Consider the following 21,108-nt stretch of genomic DNA (forward strand, 5'->3'; position numbering starts at 1 on the left):
AGGTTGAGTATTTTGGAAAATGATAATGAGCAATTGACCATGCTGGGGAATGAAAATAATAAAAAAGACAAACCAGTTACTGTACTAGGGATTACATTTAAAAATGATCTAGAAAGAAGAAAATACTTTACAGAAGAGCTTAGAAAAAAACTTCCTGAGATAAAAAAAAATGAAGGGTTTCCGTTAGGCGAAGATAACGAAATTCTTACGTTGTCGGATCCTCCTTATTACACAGCTTGTCCCAATCCGTGGATAAATGATTTTATAGAGGATTGGCAAAAAGAGAAAATTGAGGTACAAGAATCTGAATACAAGAGGGAGCCTTTTGCTTCAGATGTTAGAGACGGTCGAAGTCATCCTGTATACATGGCGCACAGTTATCATACTAAGACTCCGCACAAATCAATAATGAGATTTATTTTAAATTATACGAACCCTGGTGATATTGTGTTCGATGGTTTTAGTGGAACAGGAATGACTGGTGTTGCAGCACGTTATTGTGGAGATAGCCAAGCTGTCAAAGACTTAGGGTATTCACTAGACGGTAAAAAGATTTTTAACAACGGAAACTTTTTTAGTAAGTTGGGTGAAAGAAAAAGTATAATAAATGATTTATCTCCTATCGCATCTAATATAGGTTATAACTACAACACTCCATCAAATATTGAGTTATTTAAAAATAAAGCAAAAAAACTATTGGAAGAAATAGAAGAAAAGTTTGACTGGATGTTTAAAACAATACATTTAAAAGATAATAGCCAAACAGAATATGGGAAAATTAATTATGTTGTATGGAGTGACGTGTTTCTATGCCCTAACTGTAGTAATGATATAAACTATTGGGAACATGCAGTTGAAGTCGAGGCCAATAAAATTAACAAGGTATTTAATTGTAAGAATTGTGGGGTAGAGCTTGCAAAGAATAAATTAGAGAAATCCTTTGAAACAAAATTTGACCCTGCAATTAATAAAACTATACGGGTTATAAAACAACAACCTGTGTTGATAAATTATACATATCAAAATAATCGCTATGAAAAAGAACCTGATGATTTTGATCTAAATCTAATAAAAGAAATAGAAGAGTATGAAATCGAAACACCATTTCCAAACCAAAGAATGGTTCAAGGTGATGAATCAAGTCGAACTGATCGAATTGGATATACTCATGTTCATCACCTTTACCCTAAAAGGAATTTAATTGTATTATCATATCTTTATAAAAAAATTAAAGAGGAAAAGGATATGCCAATTTTACATTCATGGCTAACCTCCTCAATGATTCGTACAACAAAAATGTATAAGTTTACACTGAATAAAAAAATGAGTACAGTTAGTGGAACTTATTATATTCCATCTCTTTGGACAGAAAACATGTCTGTTAAGTTACTACAACATAAATTAAGAGATTTTAGTAAACTATCGAGTGAAATTGATAAAACAACAATTATAAATACTGGTTCTTCATCGCAACTATTAATTAAGGAAAATTCAATTGATTATATTTTTGTAGATCCTCCTTTTGGAAGTAATTTAATGTATTCTGAGTTAAATTATATTTGGGAAAGTTGGTTAGGTATTTATACAAATAATAGTCCTGAAGCGATTATAAGTAATTCTCAATCAAAAAAATTATTCGAATATCAAAATTTAATGACGGAATGTTTCAAAGAATTCTATAGAATACTAAAAGATGGACGCTGGATTACTGTACAATTCAGTAGCTCTCAATCAAAAGTTTGGAATAGTATACAGGAATCATTACAAAGAGTTGGATTTGTAATAGCTAATGTTTCTGCTCTTGATAAGAAACAAGGGAGTTTTAAAGCTGTCACAACAACAACAGCTGTCAAACAGGACTTAGTTATATCAGCGTATAAACCATCTAAAAAGATGATAAAAGAAATAAAGAATAATGATGGAAGTTCGGATACCGTTTGGACTTTTTTAAAAGAGCACCTTGAAAAACTCCCAGTATTTATCGGTCATAAAGGGGAAGCACAACAAATTGTTGAAAGAACTCCAAGAGTTCTATTTGACAGAATGGTTGCTTATCATGTTCAAAATGGCATATCAGTACCGGTATCATCTGCCGACTTTCAGATTGCGGTAACACAAAGGTTTACACCAAGAGATGGGATGGTATTTTTAGAAAATCAAGTGGCTGAGTATGATAAGAAACGTATTTTGGTTAAGGAATTTTCACAAATGAGCTTATTTGTTTCAGATGAAAATAGTGCAATTGAATGGTTGCGTCAGCAATTATTAAATAAACCACAATCTAGACAAGACTTACATCCTAACTTTATGAAAGAAATCCAGCATATAGAAAAACATGAATTACTTCCAGAATTGGACGAATTATTGGAGCAAAACTTTCTACTATATGAAGGAAACGGCCCTGTACCAGATCAAATTGCTAGTTATTTAAAGAAAAATTATAAAGATGTTCGCGGTTTAGATAACGATGATCATAATATGAAAAATAAAGCTATAAATCGCTGGTATGTTCCTGATCCAAACAAACAAGCGGATTTAGAAAAGTTACGTGAGAAGTCACTTCTACGTGAATTTGAGTCTTATATTGAAGAAATTAATAAGAGTAAAAAGAAACTAAAACAATTCCGAACAGAAGCCATTCGTGCAGGTTTTAAAAAAGCTTGGGGCGATAAAGAATATCAAAGGATTGTTAATGTTGGTGAGAGATTACCAGAGAAAGTTATTCAAGAGGACGATAAGTTGTTAATGTATTATGATAATGCACAAATTCGTTTGGGCCTTTAATGAAAGTATGGTGTTTTTATGAGTAGCTGGAGAGAAGAAATTTTATATATCTTTGAAAAACCATTATCACCTCTGTACATTGTGTCAGATCCTGATGGGTTACTCAATGATGAAAAAGTATTAACGGTGTTTCAAGAAAAGAACATTGCTGTTGTTGATATACAAGATACAATTAGTTTTCGATATATCTTCGAAACAAAATATCGAACTGTATTAAAAAATCGCGAAGTGTCTCTAATTGTACGTACAGATAAGGATAATCTAAATTCGATTCCGTATGATTTATTAAGGACGGGATCAAAACATAATATAGGTTTATCTTCCATTTTTCCAAAGTTATCTTATCCAGTTATAAAGAAGTTGAATATAACTGACATTGATGCCTTGTATACTGTTTATGGACAGTATCAAGGCTCTACGTCTAATAACGATACAATCGATTTCTTGTTAAAAAAAGTGTACAAAGTACATTTAAATACAATTGAAAATACAACTGACTTTATGAAATTTTTATTGTCTTACCATTATCGAGGAAAACACATCCCTAAAGACTTTGTTTTATACGTAATAAAGGAGATAAATCAAATTGAGGAATTAACGAGTATACCTGTAAAGCAATTAGTCCAATCTAGCCGTTTTTTTTATTCGTATCTTCAAGCGGAATGGCACGATTATATTAATCAATTACGCAAGGAACAAGATGTTATAAAGGATCCCATCTCTTCAAACTTCTATTATCATGCTGTACACCCCTTCTCAGATCCAGACGTAAGAAGGTTATTAAACGATTTATTTCTAGAAAACAAACTACAACCAATAAAAGGGTTTAATAAAGAGGAATTGCCTATATGGGTTCGGCCAGGGATTGTCGTTGATGAATGTGCAGATAGGGTGGAAAAATTCAATCATTTTCTTGAAAAGCTTAATGAAGAATTAAATAATACATCTACATATAAAACATGGACAAGTATTGCTAAGTTATACGGAGAACTAAGTTATTTGTATCATCAAATTGCTAATGAATTAAATGAAGATATGCATCAAAGATTTAACGATCTATCGCACACAATGAATCAAAACTTCGAGGCATGGATGTTTGAAAAGTATGCAACGTTATATAACATTCCTTATTATCCAAATCCAGTAATGGTCGACCGAATTCCACATTATTTAGAAGGTGTGCAAAGAGATAAACTCGCTTTAATTGTTTTAGATGGAATGAATTTTACTCAATGGAGTCAGATCAAGCAATCGCTTTTTAAACATGAATTTCAAGTTGAAGAGAGTGGTGTATTTGCTTGGGTGCCTACTTTAACTTCCGTATCTAGACAGGCGATTTTTTCTGGAAAAATGCCAATGATGTTTTCTGATAGTATTCACACGACAAATAAAGAAGAAAAGCTTTGGAAAACGTTCTGGGAAGATAGAGGTATACCTAAGCAAAACGTTTCATATCAAAGGGCTTTAGGGCAGGGAACTTTCGAAATTAATCAAATTGAAGCACTTACTAATAAAAATATAACAGTTGCTGGATTGGTTGTAGATACAGTTGATGCATTAACCCATGGTGCGATACAAGGACATAAAGGAATGGCTGCCGAATTAGATGTTTGGCTGCAAAATGGGTATTTGTTAAATTTATTAAATGGTTTATCCGAAGCTGGTTTTTCTATTTTTATAACATCAGATCATGGAAATACTGAATGTCAAGGAATCGGGAGAATATCTGACGGCGTTCTTGTTCAATCCAAAGGTGAACGTGTTAGAATATATAATGATAAAACTATCAGAGATGAAAGAGCAAATGAATATTCACTTCTAAAGTGGCCGAACATCGGTTTACCTGAAGGAATGAACATATTATTGGCTAATGAAGATAAAGCGTTTATTCCGAATGGTGAACAAGCAGTAAGTCACGGGTCTATCAGTTTGAAAGAAGTGATTGTACCATTTGTAGAAGTTATACCAATAAATAAGCAATGAGGGATGTCAAATGTCAAAACCAGTTGGATTTGATCAAAAAATATTATTACATCAACTAGATTATACTGCGAATGAAGCAAGAAGAACCGAAAGAAAAGATATGTATCCTTTACTTGAAGAGTACTTATTAAAAGACATAAAAGGCGCTGCTTCTAGAAGGTGCGCTAAAGCAATATTGATGAAAATATGGTATTTGGTTGATGATGAGCACCAAAACTTACGTCAACGAGCACTTGAATTATTTCCAGATGCATCTGAAATTGAACGTATAGTTTTTCATTACAGTATGACTATATTAGCTTATCCATTTTTTAAGGATTTAGTTCAAGAGATGGGAAAATTATTTAAGTTACAAGATGAAGTTACTTCTCAACAAATAAATCGTATGATGAAAAATTTATACGGTGATAGAAGACGAGTAGAAGTGGCTACTAGTGCAGTATTAATGAGTTTAAAGGCTTGGGGAATCATTACACCTGGAAAGAGTAATCACACATATAAAATTAAAGAAAAGCACTCTGTTCAATCATCTAATTTAAAAGAGTGGTTAGCTGAAGCAGTTATTCGCTGTTCAGAAGGTACATCATTAACCCTAGATGTATTAAATTCTCATCCGATTTTCTTTCCGTTTGATTACAAGGTATCATCTGCTGATTTAAATAATGATAATTTCGAAGTAAACAGACAAGGTATAGATATGATCATGGTAGAAGTTGTATAGCCCTTATTCAATTGGAATAAGGGTGCTTTACTATCGTTGAGAGGTGAATGTAATGTTGGTAAATGGCTCCATTATTAGAGGTGCACAATTTCCAGAAACAGTGGAAGTAAAAAAATGTGAGCAAATAGATGATCAATTTTTTATTGTTGAAGCTATTGGGCGTGATACCAGTCAGTTTTACGAACTGATGTTGGAAGAAAACGATATTCAATCCTTAGATATATTAAATCAGGAACATGACTATAAAAATATATCACCTGAAGATATTCAACATTTCTTACAATACTATGCGCTGGTAAATGAACGTCGTTTTAAATACTCTAGAGCGTTAGGTGGAAATAACTTAATTCCTTTGCCACATCAAATAGAAGCAGTATATAGTAGAATGTTGCAATCATCAAACGTCAGATATTTACTTGCTGATGATCCAGGTGCGGGTAAAACCATTATGTCTGGAATGTTAATAAAAGAACTTAAAGCTAGACAAAGTGTTGATCGTATTTTGATTCTCGTTCCACCTTTAGTATTAAAACAATGGCAAGAAGAGTTAGAAGAAAAATTTAATGAATCATTTCATATTATTAATCGTAATGTAGTGCGGGAATATGGAAATAAAAATCCTTTTTTAGTGAATGACCAATGCCTAGCTTCTATGTATTGGGCTTCCAGAGATGATATAAAAAGTTTAATAAATGAAGCAGACTTTGATTTAGTTATTGTAGATGAAGCACATAAAATGGCGGCGTATACGTATGGTGTTCTGAAGAAGAAAACCCGAAGAACGAGGTTGTATCAATTAGGGGAATCACTTCTAAAAAAAACGGAGCATTCTGTATTACTAACAGCAACCCCACATAAAGGTGATATGGAAAACTTTCGTCATCTAATGAAGCTTTTGGATGATGATATCTTTTCCTCGATTTCTGCAAATGAGAGCTTACGAGAAAAGAGTAATCCATTCATAATTCGACGTTTAAAAGAAAGTATGACTAATTTCGATGGAACACCTATATTCCCAAAAAGAACAACTAAAACAATAAAATATCAGTTATCCAATGAGGAATTGGATTTATATAACCAAGTAACAGACTATGTCAGAGAACACTTTAACCGAGCTGTTAATAAAGGGAGTAACAGTACAGCCTTTGCAATGATGCTATTACAACGTAGATTGAGTTCGTCTATTGAAGCTATTCATATTTCACTTAAACGAAGGAAGAAAAGGTTGGAAAAACTACTGGAACGAACATTGAAAGAAAGAAAAAGTTATCTTGCTAAATTAAAGAAGGTGGATATCACTGACTACAATGAGGAATCCTCGGAAACGGTAGAAGAGATAGAGACCAAACTACTCTATTCAATAGATGATATAGATCCAGAAGAAATTAATGTTGAAATTAGTGAGCTTGAAAAATTAATTAACCAAACTACCTATATTCGACAAAATTTTGTTGAACGAAAATATAAAGAACTTGAGGAAACTTTGTTTGGCATCAACGGTTTGTTAAATGAAGATGAAAAGATTTTAATATTTACAGAATCAAAAGATACTCTGAAATACTTGGAGAAAAAATTGCTTGAACGTGTACCTTCTGTTGCAAAAATTATTGGTGAATTTACCATGGACGAAAGGAGAAAACAAGTAGAGAAATTCAGGAATGAATCACAGATTATGCTGGCTACTGATGCAGGTGGAGAGTCTATTAACCTCCAATTTTGTAATCAAATGATCAACTACGATATTCCATGGAACCCGAATAGATTAGAACAACGGATGGGTCGTATCCATCGTATCGGTCAAAAAAATGAAGTCTTTGCTTTTAATTTGGTAGCTGAAAATACTAGAGAAGGTAATGTAATGATTCGTTTGATTGAGAAAATGGAACGGATGAGAGCTGATTTAGGTTCTGATTCAGTATATGACTTTATTGGTGAAGTACTGGAAGATAAGTATGATAGTTTAGCCAATTTAATGCAAGAAGCTATTATTAATCGTGAGAAATTAGATGAGATCATCATGAATATGGAAAAATCATTATCAGAGGAACATGAAAATCTGTTAAAACTTGTACAGGATGAAAAATTAGATGAAGACACTATTGATTTACCTCATTTAAAAAGAGAACAGAACCATATTGCTGTCCATCGTTTACCGAAAAGAGGATATGCAAACTTTGTAGATCATGTATTTAAAATGAGAAAAGTACGAGTTTATGATTCAAATGATGGTTTTGTCAAACGAATTGAGCGGTTTCCGAAGTTTATCAGGGATATTGCATTAAAAGAAAATATCCAGCTTGATTTTACTGAATCAATACGTTTTACAGGATACCAAGAATATGCAAATGAATACACACCACAAATCGATATTGATTCTCCTATACTTAAATTAGGGCTGAATTTAACAAAGAAAGAGCTAGATAAGTACGCATTAGGTCGATATATGGCTGCTTATCCAGTTTCAGAACCATTAAGTATTGAGTGTTACCTAATAGGAATCAATGATGGTACTGGTGAAATGCTAAAAAGCGAACTTATTTTTCTAGCAAAACGAGAAAATGGACAAACCATTGAAATTGACCCTTATTGGTTGTTCCAAAGTAAGCTTACGGGTGAAGGTATTAATTTAAACGCAGATAAAGATACGACATTAAAATCAGAAGCACTTAAAAAAGCAATTAAAAGCAGGAATGAAGTGAAGGACAAACGAGAGAAACAATTAAACAAAATGAAATCATTCTTAGATAAAACGTACCGAGTGCAATACGATGAGACACTTCAGAAACTTGAGGAATATCAAAGAGACAATATTGATAATAAAAACAGTGCGTTGATCAATCAGATGAATTCCAGATTAATTGATATTGAAAATAAGAAGGAAGACCGTCTTAGTTTGATTGAAAGGCAAGCTAATATTGGAATGATCCCACCAAAACAGATTGTACAATTAGAAGTAACACCGAATGGCAAAAATAGCAGGTTAATTTCTACAGATTATCAGGAAGTTATTGAAAAATATGAGAAGGCAAATGGCCGACGAAATGTTAAAGCGTATGCACCATTCTCACTGGTAGATTTTTATAGTGAGCGGTTTAATGGGGAAGAAAGGTTTATTATTTTAACAGAAAACAAGAACTTTTTTCCTGATGAAGATTATATAGAAGATCTTCATGAGATTTTGGAGTGGGTATACATTTATGTTGTTAAGGATGGAAGAGTTGTTGAAGAAAGGGCTATGGATAAAGAAATTGTAATATAATAGTTATTGAACTAAAGGGGGAGCGTTCAATGAAGAACCAAAAGGAAACGATACGTAGAATGGTAAATTATTTAAATAATGAGGAAAAGGATGGCGGCTTCTGGCTGCCCAATATTCAAAGACCATTTGTTTGGAAAGAGGAGCAAACAGAGCGTCTATTTGATTCAATTCTTAGAGAATATCCCATAAGTACATTGCTTGTGTGGAAGACTAAGAGCAGTATTAAACGTCGAGAATTCATCCAAAACTATAAAAAGAAACAGAAGTTGTCGGACTTTTATGTATTAGAGGATTCAAAAATAAAGATGTTAGTACTAGATGGGCAACAACGCTTACAAAGTTTGTTCATTGGCTTAAAAGGTAGTTACGAGGGAAAAGAATTATATTTGGATATTTTAAGTGGCGATTTAACACAACCAGATGATATTAGATACAAATTCAAGTTCATGGAAAAGGAAAAGGTTAAATTTCCATGGATAAAGTTCAAAGATATTGTGTTTAGTAATGGAGAATATGATGAAATTAGTGAAAGACTAATTGATAGATCACATATTGATTTAACTAGAGAACAGGAAAGACGCGTAAGAAGAAACGTTTCTAAAATAATAAGGATTTTCACTTCAGATGAAACATTGATTTATCAAGAATTAGATAGTGTTGATAATGAGGAAGCATATACTGAAGATGATGTCGTCGAAATTTTTATAAGAGCTAATTCTGGAGGAACTGTATTGGGGAAATCCGATCTATTGTTCTCTCTCTTGTCTGCTAGTTGGTCAGAATCTGATGAGAAGATGGAAGAATTACTAGAGGATATTAATAACACAGGTTATAAATTCAATCGTGACTTCGTGTTAAAAACATGTTTATCACTGCTTGATAAAGGTGCAGCTTATAATGTTTCGAAATTTAGAGATGAAACTACGCGAGAAGCAATTTCAGATAAGTGGGATGATATTGCCAATGCAATCAAGGATGTAAAGGACTTTTTATATGGTAAGACGTATTTAAGGTCAGATAAAGCATTAACATCTTATCTGGGGTTAATACCAGTCATTTATTTTAGATATCATTTTAAAAACCAGTGGAATAGCGTTAAAAAGCTAGATGAATATATATTAAGGACATTACTAACTGGAGCTTTTAGCGGAAGTCCTGACACAGTTATAGATCGTTGTATTGATGCGATAAAAAAATCACAAGATTTTAAAGTAGATGATCTATTTGACGCTATTCGAAGAAGCGGCCGAAACTTACAAATTGGTGAAGAAACAATTCTTGAACTGTCTTATGGATCTAAAAACATCCATTTAATTTTTAACCTTTGGTATAAGGACTTTTCATACCATCCTGCATTTGTAAATAATCAACCACAAGTTGATCACATCTTCCCGCAGAGTGCATTAAAAACAATAAAAAGTGTAAATTCGACTACAGGAAGGAAAGTTTTAGCATATAGAGCAGAAGATCGGGATCAGATTGCAAATTGTATGTTATTAACACAGCAGGAGAATGGCTCAGGCGGTAAGAGTGCTACTCTACCGGAAAAATGGTTTGAAGGTAAATCAGATGACTATTTAGATATGCACTTAATACCTAGAGACAAAAACCTTTGGAAGTTGGAAAACTATCCTCAGTTCATAGAGGAAAGAAAAAAGCTTATATTAGATAAGTTTAAGGATTTAATCTACTAATCTATTGATGAGGAGTTAAGACTATGGAATATAAATCTGTGGAAGATATTTTTCCTCTTATGAAAGATGAATACCACCGAAAAATGGCAGAAAAAATCTTCACCTATATAGACGATCATTTTGATGGTATTGAAATAGTCTCACTTAGGAAATGTATTTCAATTGCAAAGAAAGGTTTTATAAAGTTTGCTACGATCACGACAGAAAATGGTAATGCACTATTACTGCATTTTCCACCTGAAATTAGAGATAACCTCTTAACACGAAAAGATGAATTTAGTGTTCAGTATGAAAAGCCAAAGCGGGAACTGTATATAAACCAAATCAACATTCCTTTTGCTTACATACATGATGTGAACGAGTTACAAAAGTTAATTAAGATTGCTTATGATAATCCAAGAATGAAGAGGCATAGAGGTAATCAAAAAAGCTCTCTGTGAGGAAGGTGAAATTATGTGGAGGAATGTTGATCATTCGAAAAAAAGAATTACTTTTCATGGAGACAACTGTGTTTTTATTCCTACAACTGATTCAAAGTACAAAAAAGTTAAGGGTCTACTTGATGGTGGCTGGCTTTATTTTAAAGATTTTTAAGAGGCACAATCCTATTATAAAGAATTATAAAGTATATTAATGCGGAAGTTGTAGTGGTTGCAAAGAAATTAAAAATTTTTAATGGTTTAGGAGATTAAAATGGTAAAAGTAGGTAGGAATGATCTGTGCCCTTGCGGAAGTGGAAATAAATATAAAAAGTGTTGTATTAATAAGTCTGGTCGTAATATCTCCAATGTAAATACTATACCAATTGAAAATTCTGAGTCAGATTTTGAATATATTGAGGATAATTCAAAGAAACTTGAGAAAGTTATTTCTCAATATACCATTGAAGATGTAACAAGGGCTATTTTCTGTATTAATTCATGGGCAGATAATCGTTCTGCGTTAGCTCAAACATTAACGCTAAATCAGTCATTGAGTAATATTAAAGAGTTTGGAAAACAAGATATTAAGGAATATTCTGAGTTTAAAGCGTTTTTTGATGAAATTGCTATTTATTTGCCAATCACATATAGAGAAGATTTGACATTAAATGATTTTGGCGAAGTGAAGATTAATGTTGATGGTGAGACTTTTCCGGTGATTCTTGGTACCGGTCATGAGCAAGTGTTTGGTGTTATGCACTTTATGCCTGTATTAGCAAGAGTTACGGAAATGACAGCTGACCTTAAAAATATTTTACATTATAATCGTATAATAATTAATTCGCTTGCTGATAGTAACACTTCATTTAATGAAAATTATGATATAGCTTTTGAAATTCCTTCCGAGCAGTATTGGCTTGCTGTGAATTCTCTTTTAAATTCAAAGGAATTTATAAAACACGCCAACCAAGCTTCTCAAATAATGGGACATCAAAAAGGCCCAATTGAAATGCGCCATTTTTTCGTATATAAGGGAGATTACTATCCGCTTTTTAATACCTCAATAATGGTAGATTTTTATAAAAGGCTTCTTTCATTGGCGACAGCTGAGGAATACAATCGCCATATCAACTTGACATTTAGGAGTCTGTTAGAAAATTCCTTTAATTTTTCGGATAATACTAGGTCAAGAGTACTTATTGCTCCTAAAGTTTTTAATAGAAGCACAGGGGAACTATGCACTGACAATCATTTAGCATTTATGACTGTCAGTAATGACAGAGTGTTAGTTGCGATAAATAAAGGAGACTTTAATAATGTTGATAGCATTAACAATGAAATTAATTTAATAAATTCATTGCATGAAAGAAATCAACTCCGTTTCTGTGAAACGATATACAGAAAAGAGCTAAAAGGTGGATATGCATTTGATGTTTTAGCCGAAATGCCAGTATATATCTTGTTGATTGAACCGCTCACTGATATATCTGCACATGGAGCATTATTTGGTAATGCTACAGAAAATTTCTCATGTTCTGCTCTTGATTTGTTTTATATGTTGGGCTTTATGGAAGATTTCAATGAGCTGTTAGATTTTATTGAATATGAACAGACAGAAGAAGCCCAAATAATGGCCATCGGTGGAAAGAGCAATCTCTTTTTTTCTTGGAAAAATGCACACCAACATATTGCATCAGGCGCAATTGAGTTCGGTCTAATTTCTGTATCATATGGAAGTGCAGATCATTACGTGTTTGAATACTTTACAAACAACCTGAATAATTACCCTTTTAATTTACAATCTGAAATGTTTGCTAACCCACTTGATTGGAAAGTTAAAGAAGTGGATTTGGGATACTCACATTTTGATCACAAGGGATGTCGAGGTTTCGGGGGAGAGGGTAAGAGGATTGGAGCATCAACTTTTCTTTTTCTTGCCCACAACGTAGAGTTTTTTATAAAAGAAGACTTCACGCATGATAATCATGCTGCACTAAGAACTATTGATGACTTAAATCAGCGTCTTTTTAATAGATACGGAGAAATACTTGCCTCGTCATCACTCCTAAAGGGAAGAATACTGCAAGTTATGTATATGCCCATGCATTACGCAAAAGGAGTTGACCATTCTGGATTTACTTTAGACAAGGATAAAAAATATGTCTTTAGTGACATTTATGTCGGAACAGATACAATAATTATTAGATATGCAGTTAATATAGATAAGTTAATGTCGAGCATAATGAATGCTAGCGATAAAAGTATAGAATCGGCATATTTTTTGGAGTTAGTTTCTCCTCTGAAAAAATATATGCAGTCTTCCTTTGAAAAATTAGAGTCGATTGTCAAAAATGACTCTTCACTAAAAAAAGAAGTGGGCGTATTTACAGTAAAACTAGACTACTATTATTCTGATATGGCGCCAGATATTCAAATAAAAGCTCAAAGCCTTGTAAAAGCAAGGAAAGAAATTGCAAAAGTTTGTTTTGAAGCAGGTGTAGAGACTGGAGAATATAGAGGAAGAAAAGCGACCCGCGCAATAAGAAAAATGCAGACAGAAATTGTAAAAGTTTTTGAGAATCAAATATCACAATATGACAAAATAAACTTACACAACAAAGTTTTGAACTATTATTCTACTCAATTGCATGGGATAATTATTAATCTCAAACGATACTCAAGTTTTAAAGACTTAGATCCTTTAGTTCAAAGTGAATTTGAGGAGAAAACAAGAAATATTCGGGAAGAAAATAGGCGAAATCTAAGAACGGCTCAGTATCTTTTAGAGAGTAACCTTGCAGTCCAGCGTCAAGAGAACGACAGGTCTGACTGTGATAATGCTGAATTTCAAAATTTATTGGCATTTGCTGATTGGCTAGTTGTACTTCAAGACAATGCCGATAATTGCCATTTCTCGGATCTTGATGTATCTATTCAAATTGATAATGAATACAAGGTCGATACTGTTTTGTCTCAATATAGTAGTCTGCAGTATGAGGAAATGATCCTGCGAAAGTATGGACAAAATGATTACACAATTAAAAACGACGAAATAGATAAAGAGTACCTAATTCAATGTTCAAAAGCTTTTTTAGCAGATACAGGAATAGAACTGAGCTTATTAATATCTTTACTTGAGTACCTACAACTAGAAGTCGTAGAAAAGCCATTTGTAAAGGAGATATATCCAAATGTTTTCGAAGCTCCAAAGGCTGATCTGATAAGTGATTTCTTTAAACTGTTAATAGAGCATAAAGATATGGAAAAAGTTGAAAATGCTCTACATTTTATTACACTTGATTGTAGTAAATTAAAATTTTTGAATGGAACAAATCATGATATTTTACCATTTTGGGATCGAGAAAACCGTAAAGATAGATTTGATATTAAACCTATTATAATTCAAGACAGTAAATGTATATTTTCTCCAGTTGCTTTTAAACAATTAGCTACATCTTGGAGAAGTGGATTACTAGATTGGTATCCACCTTACGAAATAGGCTTACAAAGTGTAAAAGATGTACTAACAAAGTGGAAAAAAAGATATGAAGATGAGATGGTGAAGGATATAGCTAACGCATTTACAGAAAAGGGGTTTCACCCTGTTTTTTCTGATTTTGAACTAGCATTTAGATATCCTAAAAGTGAATTCCCCGATTACTTAGGTGATTATGATGTTTTTGCTGTTAATCAATCAAAAAGAGAAATATGGATAATTGAAAGCAAAGTTCTACAAAAAGTAGGATCAATTTACGAGGATCAAATGCAGCAAAAAAGCTTCTTCTTCCAACATAAAGATGACGAAAAATTTCAGAGAAGAATTGACTATATGAGGAATAGCTTTTCTAAAGTAATATCTGTTTTAGGTTTAGAAGCTATGGATTATGAGGTGATACCATACATGGTAACCAATAAACTATTTACTTCTAGGTATAAGAAGTTAGATTTCTCAATAATATCCTACTATGAATTAATGAAAAAAATTGAAGATTAGGTTACATTGGTGAAAATCACCATGAGGGTAGTGTTGGGCAGAACTAGTGCATTTCTCTCTTTATTTGAAACGAAAAAGATAGAATTAAACAAATCTAGCCCATAGTATGGAAGAAAAGTGGATGTTTCCGTGAGGACATTCGATTGGGATATCAAAATTAAGAAAGTGATTAAGGTTTGGAGGGATAGAAGTGGAAAAATTACCAGAGGTTAATAGTTTAAGAAATGCTGTTCAAGAAGTAGTCAAGAATAATAAGTCTATAGGATACAATCCCACCCGATTTATGCAAATAGTATCCGTAAATGATAAAGAACTAATTAATGTGTGTACTAGTTTAGTGAAAAGCCAAGATGCTCTTAGTGCAATATTCGACGCATTATTAAAATATCCAAATCTTTTAACTCTTGAAGACCTTGTTGGAGTTTATGGAGACCAATGGGGATTTGATACCGAGATTATTGAGGAAGCTAAACTAAGGAGCAACGCTTATGATGAGATAATAGGTAGAAAACGATTTACAAAAAGTTAAACATTTTATTGTATGTTAGAGAAAGACCTATAAACTAATGTGTTAGATAAAGGCTTATTAAGTTCACATTCAATTTATTGAAGGTGTTTGTGCCTGAGTAAAATTTAAGATATTTATAATGAGTTAATATAGGTGAAAGGAGAATTAAACGTGATTAAATTCAAAAAAATTATTATTAATGGATTTAAGGATTCATCAAGGGAATTAAAGTTAGATTTTTCAAACGAAATGATATCTGTCATTTATGGAGATAATGGTAGCGGCAAAACAACACTCCTTAAAATCCTACATGGTTTATTATCAAAAGATGAGAAGCTGCTATTAAGAGAAAAGGTAAAAAATATTACTATTTATTTTACTGAAGGAGATATCTGTAACTCTGTAACTATATCACTTGAGCATGAATTTCTTGACAGTGATGAGCTAGAAGAAGGGAAATCAATATATAATTGGTCAGAATTTGATAATTCCTCTCTCTCGGAAACCTCCTCTATCCTATTTGGCGTAAATAGAGGAATACCTAGTAGACTAGGTATAGATGATCACGATGTTTATAGGTTTATATCAAGGAGCAATTATTATAGAGATGTGTTTAAGGAAAGTGCGATAGCAAGAGAGTTCTCTAGAGATTTGAATAGGTATTTACGTAATCAAGACATTCAAAATAAGAGAAGTTATTTATTTGATAGAAAGATTGCAAAATTCGATAAGAAACATTTATTGGTAGACAATATAAACATTGAAACAATTCAAGAGATTATATTCAGGAGATATACAATAGCTAAAAGGATCTCGTCCGAAAGAGTTCAGAAAGCTCTTTTTGACACATTATCTTTTGCTATAAACCCCGAATTTAATAGTGGGGGTTATGAATACTTAATGAATGAAGGAGATTTTATCAATCAATTATCAAATAACAAAGACAAATTATTAGAGGCATTATCAAATGCTGCAGATAATGGTCTTAGAAATGAACTATTAAACATATTACAAAATAATGATCTAAAGGAAATAATGGAATACTGTTCTAAAAGTGATCTTCTCTCCAATTTACTGTATAGAATGATACATGAACTAAAAGAAGAGGAATATATTTTAGAATCAATAAGTACCTTAGAAGATATCTTTAATAGTCATTTATCTAAAAATAAGAAAATTGTTATTACAAACGATGAGGTTTATATTAAATTAGAATCTGGAAGTCATAGTTTAAATGAGTTATCTAGTGGAGAAAGGCACCTTCTTACTTTTTTAACAATGTTCCTTATTGAGGGAGCAAATAAACAATTTTTAATAATTGACGAACCCGAACTATCCCTAAATATTAAATGGCAGAGAGAAATATTGCCTTTGTTACATAGACTGGCTCCAACTTCTCAAATAATTGTTGCATCTCATAGTCCTTCTATAGCTAAAAAAAATACAAACTACCTTGTAAGGTTAGATTGAGGATACATAAAGTATGAAACATGATTTAGAAGAATGGATTACTGAAGCTATAATGGCAGATACACCCGTAATTATAGTGGAAGGACATGATGATATTCAATTCTATGAAAGATTAATTATTGACATGGAAAAAGATGCAGTTGTAGAGGCAGTTGAAAATATTGAAGGCTATAATGAAGGTTCTGATGGAGTAATTAATTGTATAAAAGATTTACAACAAAAGTTTGATGAGAGAGATGAAAATAAAAAATATATTTTGGGTATTATAGATAGGGATGCTAGGTTTTATAGAAATGAAATACCTGATTATTTAGGTTTACTAATACTTAAATTCTATTCATTTGAAAGTCACTTTATAACACAAAGGAACTTAATAGAGTTAATTCCAAATCTAACATATGTTAGTAATCGACATGTAGACGTAAAAACTATTAATTATATTGAGGATGAACTTTATAAAAGGGATTTTGTGGATTTGTATTATTTTTCATTAGAAGCACTTAAGAATTCATGTGAAAGAGAATATACAGGTATAGTAAGTTATAGTGATGAAGCAGGGAGTATCTTCTCTGAAGGATATAAACCGATATTATCAGAAAAAATATATGCAAAAAAAAATGAATTAGATGAATTTGCTATATCTAAAGGCATAACCTATGGTGATTTAAAATATATTGCAAAAGGAAAATGGATACTACATGTTTTTAGTAAGTATTTAACATCTAAGATTAAACAATTAAAGGACGCATGTGAAAATAATGATATTAATAAATGTAATTTTTGTTTAACTGGTGTAAACCATAAGTGTTTGTGGAAGGTCAAAGGAAACTTTCAGCATGGACATGTTAGCAATATAATTACAAATTATATTGATGAAACTGAGATAAAGTATATAAAGGATCGCTTTAAGCTTCTTGCATAATGATTTATTATATTAACTTAACACAATCATCAGGTAAAGAAATATACCTACCATTAATATAAACTGTGATAGGATATGATCTAAAATAATCAATTGAAATTATCGTTCCTTCCTTATAAGCAACATCTTTGTATGTGGAATGGAAGGGGAGTAAACCTGTTACGAAAATTTGATTTCCAATTTCAAAAGGCATTTAAATCACCCTAATAATAAAGTTTATTAAATATATTATTACCAAATAAGACGGTAATGAAACGAGTTTTTTCTATATTATTCGTTGAAATATAAAAATATGATGGCATTCTTAAAAAAATTATTATGGGCAGAGTGCTATTAACTCTACCCTTTTTTATTAGTTTACCCTATCCAATGTTACGGTGAACCGTATCATAAATAAATGAGCTTCGATAATAAAGAGTGTGGCTGAGACAAGAGGACTTCAGCCAAAGCAAAAACTATCGCTATAATGTGGAAGACTAATATAGAATTCAGTATTATAAGGATTTTCGTTCTCTTTTTTTATTGTCTGAAAATTTAGAAAATACCATTGCTTTTTCCTTCCGTTCACTATATTATTATATTTCACTATGAAAAAAAGGAGGTTTCAGCGGTGGTTACTTTTATAGCATCTATTGTATTGTTAATTGTGGGCTACATTGTTTACGGTAAGGTGGTTGAACGAATTTTTGGCATTAATGACCAGGATTCAACGCCTGCTTATACAAACAATGATGGTCTTGATTATATGCCAATGAGTTGGTGGAAAGCGAGTTTAATTCAACTATTGAATATCGCTGGAACCGGTCCGATATTTGGTGCCATAATGGGCGCATTATATGGTCCAGTCGCATTTATATGGATTGTTATCGGTTGTATCTTTGCTGGAGCAGTACATGACTACTTTTCTGGAATGATATCACTTAGACATAATGGAGCTCAGTTTCCGACACTTGTCGGTAAATATCTGGGCGGTAAAATGAAATTCATTACAACGATTGTTTCGATCATATTAATGGTCTTAGTGGCAGCAGCATTTACTGCAGCACCTGCCCAGTTACTTACGCAAATCACGCCACTTAACACTACTACTTGGTTGGTAATTATTTTTGCGTATCTAATACTTGCGGCGATTCTACCAATTAATAAAATAATCGGAAGAGTGTATCCTATATTTGGAGCTATCTTAATTTTCATGGCTGTATCAATTGGTATTGGAATGTTCTTCTTTTTTGATCATCCAATTCCAAATTTAACATTAAGTAATTTACACCCAGGAGATTTGCCCATTTGGCCGTTATTAATGGTCACAATATCCTGTGGGGCGATTTCTGGATTTCATAGTACGCAAAGTCCCATCTTAGCTCGTACCTTAAAAAAAGAAAGTGAAGGTAGAAAAGTTTTTTATGGAGCTATGATTGGTGAAGGCGTAATTGCTATGGTTTGGGCAGCAGCAGGGATGACCTTTTTTGGTAGTACGGGTGCATTAAAAACAGCACTGGATGCAGGAGGTCCAGCTGGGGTCGTTAATGAAATTAGTATAACGACGTTAGGTGCATTTGGCGGATTCATCGCCATTTTAGGTATTGTGGTTCTCCCAATTACCACAGGTGATACGGCATTACGTTCCTCCAGAATGATGCTGGCGGAAGTATTGTCTCAACTTACGAAGAAAGATTTTAATGGGAAGGGGCAATTAGCTTTACTTACCATACCTGTGACTGGTGGAACGCTATATCTAACTACGATTGATTATAGCTTCCTCTGGCGCTATGTTGGAGGATCGAATCAGATTGTAGCTGCGGTGATGTTATGGACGGCAACCATGTACCTAGTGAAAAATAACAAGTTTCATTGGATTTGCAGTATTCCGGCTTTGTTCATGACAGCAGTAGTAAGTACGTATTTCTTCTATGCACCGGAAGGCTTTGACCTGGACTATGGTATTTCTCTAATTTTAGGAATGGTAATTTGGGTAGCTGTACTCGCTTGGTTTGTATGGCAACTTATTAAACATAAAAGAGCAAGCAACTATTTAGATTCAAAGCTGAAAGCAGGGTAGTGACGGGTATTGCTATCCTCTTTAGAAATATAAAGGTGGAGCCATAAATAAAGGTAAGATGGCATTTCTTTTGGAATATATTCTGAGTTAATTCGCAGTCTTTTCTACCAAATAACTCTGTTTGTATTAACCCATATTAAAACAAAATAAAGTAGTTGAGATGTATCTATCATTCTTCTATTGTTAGTGGCATAAGGTATATTAGTTTCAATTCAATATGAAGGCATGTTAAGAGGGCATTGAAAATTCAATGTCCTCTTTGCTGTATAAGTTATTAGCGTCATTCATGATGTAATAATAGAGTGAATTACTGGAAAACAATCGACTTCTTATCGATTAGATAATTTAGAAGAACTCGAAATGTTCTTTGTTATAGAAATAGTGTAGAATATATGTAGAAAAATTAATTCAGTTTTTCGGGAGGCATTAAAATGGAGTTAAATAATATCTATGAATTCTTTAGCAGTAAAACAAGGGAACTAACTGAACAATGGTATGACAGATTAGATAAAACAGGTTCAAGAGGTGTATACTCTTCTGATGAAAAAGATACTATTGCTGCTATTAAAGAACAGAACCATGAATTTCACCAATTATTTATAGAAGTATTCCAGCGTGATAGAAGTACATTTATGAATAACTTAGAGAATTGGATTATAAAGATTGCACACGATGAAGCGCATGGACACACTCCCATTCATGAGATTATAAGGGAATTTCATATAACTCAACTCCAATATCAAGAGTTGTTAAATGAGTACTTCAAATTAAATAAAAGTCAGTATTCTTTAGATGAAATATTCTCTCTAAATAAGTTGATAACGGATATGATGGGAAAAGTAATTGAGTGGTATACAAAAGAATATAACCAAAATGCTGAAAGAAAACTTGTTGCTCAACAAGAATTAATTTTTGAATTAAGTACCCCGGTAATTGCTTTAGATAACCATATTGCTTTGTTACCTTTAGTTGGTGAAATAGATACGAACAGAGCGAGAATATTACTTGAAAAAACTCTAGAAGACTGTGCTCACTTAGATATCGATCATTTATTATTAGACCTGTCAGGTGTTGTGGTTATAGATACTATGGTTGCCCATCAGATTTTCCATTTAGTAGAAGCATTATCAATTATCGGTGTTAAAACTCATCTATCAGGTATTCGTCCGGAAGTTGCACAAACAGCGATACAATTAGGATTGAACTTCCATGACATCAGCATAAATTCCTCCTTATCGAAAGCAATTAAAGTGGTTAATATTTAGTCCTTAAATAAAACAAGCACTTCTTTA

At 32.5% G+C, this 21,108-nt stretch carries 12 protein-coding genes; all 12 read left to right on the forward strand.

Going from position 1 to position 21,108, the window contains the following annotated elements; translation table 11 throughout:
• The first annotated feature begins 12 nt into the window (after positions 1–12).
• The 12 genes from ACFOY7_RS04775 (at position 13) to ACFOY7_RS04830 (ending at position 21,081) form a co-directional block, all read left to right on the forward strand.
• Positions 13–2,784 carry a DNA methyltransferase gene (locus ACFOY7_RS04775; protein WP_390249921.1) on the forward strand — a complete coding sequence of 924 codons (2,772 nt, stop codon included), beginning with the start codon at positions 13–15 and terminating at the stop codon, positions 2,782–2,784.
• 18 nt (positions 2,785–2,802) lie between these two features.
• Positions 2,803–4,767 carry a BREX-3 system phosphatase PglZ gene (gene pglZ, locus ACFOY7_RS04780; protein ID WP_390249923.1) on the forward strand — a complete coding sequence of 655 codons (1,965 nt, stop codon included), beginning with the start codon at positions 2,803–2,805 and terminating at the stop codon, positions 4,765–4,767.
• Positions 4,768–4,777: 10 nt separating this feature from the next.
• Entirely contained in the window at positions 4,778–5,488 is a 711-nt protein-coding gene (locus tag ACFOY7_RS04785) for a hypothetical protein (RefSeq protein WP_390249925.1), read from the forward strand.
• Between the two features lie 52 nt (positions 5,489–5,540).
• A complete protein-coding gene (locus tag ACFOY7_RS04790; protein ID WP_390249927.1) occupies positions 5,541–8,747 on the forward strand; it encodes a DEAD/DEAH box helicase in 3,207 nt (1,068 codons plus the stop codon).
• A 29-nt stretch (positions 8,748–8,776) separates the two neighbouring features.
• On the forward strand, positions 8,777–10,441 hold the full coding sequence (locus ACFOY7_RS04795) for a GmrSD restriction endonuclease domain-containing protein (RefSeq protein WP_390249930.1): 1,665 nt from the start codon (positions 8,777–8,779) through the stop codon (positions 10,439–10,441).
• A 23-nt stretch (positions 10,442–10,464) separates the two neighbouring features.
• A complete protein-coding gene (locus ACFOY7_RS04800) occupies positions 10,465–10,881 on the forward strand; it encodes a hypothetical protein (protein WP_390249932.1) in 417 nt (138 codons plus the stop codon).
• A gap of 253 nt (positions 10,882–11,134) precedes the next feature.
• The gene (locus ACFOY7_RS04805) at positions 11,135–14,857 is read left to right on the forward strand and encodes a YecA family protein (protein WP_390249934.1); all 3,723 of its coding nucleotides are present in this window, start codon (positions 11,135–11,137) and stop codon (positions 14,855–14,857) included.
• A 190-nt stretch (positions 14,858–15,047) separates the two neighbouring features.
• Positions 15,048–15,386 carry a hypothetical protein gene (locus ACFOY7_RS04810; RefSeq protein ID WP_390249936.1) on the forward strand — a complete coding sequence of 113 codons (339 nt, stop codon included), beginning with the start codon at positions 15,048–15,050 and terminating at the stop codon, positions 15,384–15,386.
• Positions 15,387–15,536: 150 nt separating this feature from the next.
• Positions 15,537–16,835 carry an AAA family ATPase gene (locus tag ACFOY7_RS04815; RefSeq protein WP_225002277.1) on the forward strand — a complete coding sequence of 433 codons (1,299 nt, stop codon included), beginning with the start codon at positions 15,537–15,539 and terminating at the stop codon, positions 16,833–16,835.
• A gap of 13 nt (positions 16,836–16,848) precedes the next feature.
• The gene (locus ACFOY7_RS04820) at positions 16,849–17,757 is read left to right on the forward strand and encodes a hypothetical protein (RefSeq protein WP_390249938.1); all 909 of its coding nucleotides are present in this window, start codon (positions 16,849–16,851) and stop codon (positions 17,755–17,757) included.
• 610 nt (positions 17,758–18,367) lie between these two features.
• Entirely contained in the window at positions 18,368–19,816 is a 1,449-nt protein-coding gene (locus ACFOY7_RS04825) for a carbon starvation CstA family protein (protein ID WP_390249940.1), read from the forward strand.
• Positions 19,817–20,247: 431 nt separating this feature from the next.
• On the forward strand, positions 20,248–21,081 hold the full coding sequence (locus ACFOY7_RS04830; RefSeq protein ID WP_390249942.1) for an STAS domain-containing protein: 834 nt from the start codon (positions 20,248–20,250) through the stop codon (positions 21,079–21,081).
• The last annotated feature ends 27 nt before the right edge of the window (positions 21,082–21,108 follow it).

Source organism: Gracilibacillus xinjiangensis (assembly GCF_042651765.1).
GTDB lineage: Bacteria > Bacillota > Bacilli > Bacillales > Amphibacillaceae > Gracilibacillus > Gracilibacillus xinjiangensis.

Bases quoted from the DNA above. Each gene is read 5' to 3' on its own strand.
- ACFOY7_RS04800 (WP_390249932.1), top strand. From the start codon at position 10,465: ATGGAATATAAATCTGTGGAAGATATTTTTCCTCTTATGAAAGATGAA.
- ACFOY7_RS04795 (WP_390249930.1), top strand. From the start codon at position 8,777: ATGAAGAACCAAAAGGAAACGATACGTAGAATGGTAAATTATTTAAAT.
- ACFOY7_RS04820 (WP_390249938.1), top strand. From the start codon at position 16,849: ATGAAACATGATTTAGAAGAATGGATTACTGAAGCTATAATGGCAGAT.
- ACFOY7_RS04805 (WP_390249934.1), top strand. From the start codon at position 11,135: ATGGTAAAAGTAGGTAGGAATGATCTGTGCCCTTGCGGAAGTGGAAAT.
- ACFOY7_RS04830 (WP_390249942.1), top strand. From the start codon at position 20,248: ATGGAGTTAAATAATATCTATGAATTCTTTAGCAGTAAAACAAGGGAA.
- ACFOY7_RS04790 (WP_390249927.1), top strand. From the start codon at position 5,541: ATGTTGGTAAATGGCTCCATTATTAGAGGTGCACAATTTCCAGAAACA.
- pglZ (WP_390249923.1), top strand. From the start codon at position 2,803: ATGAGTAGCTGGAGAGAAGAAATTTTATATATCTTTGAAAAACCATTA.
- ACFOY7_RS04785 (WP_390249925.1), top strand. From the start codon at position 4,778: ATGTCAAAACCAGTTGGATTTGATCAAAAAATATTATTACATCAACTA.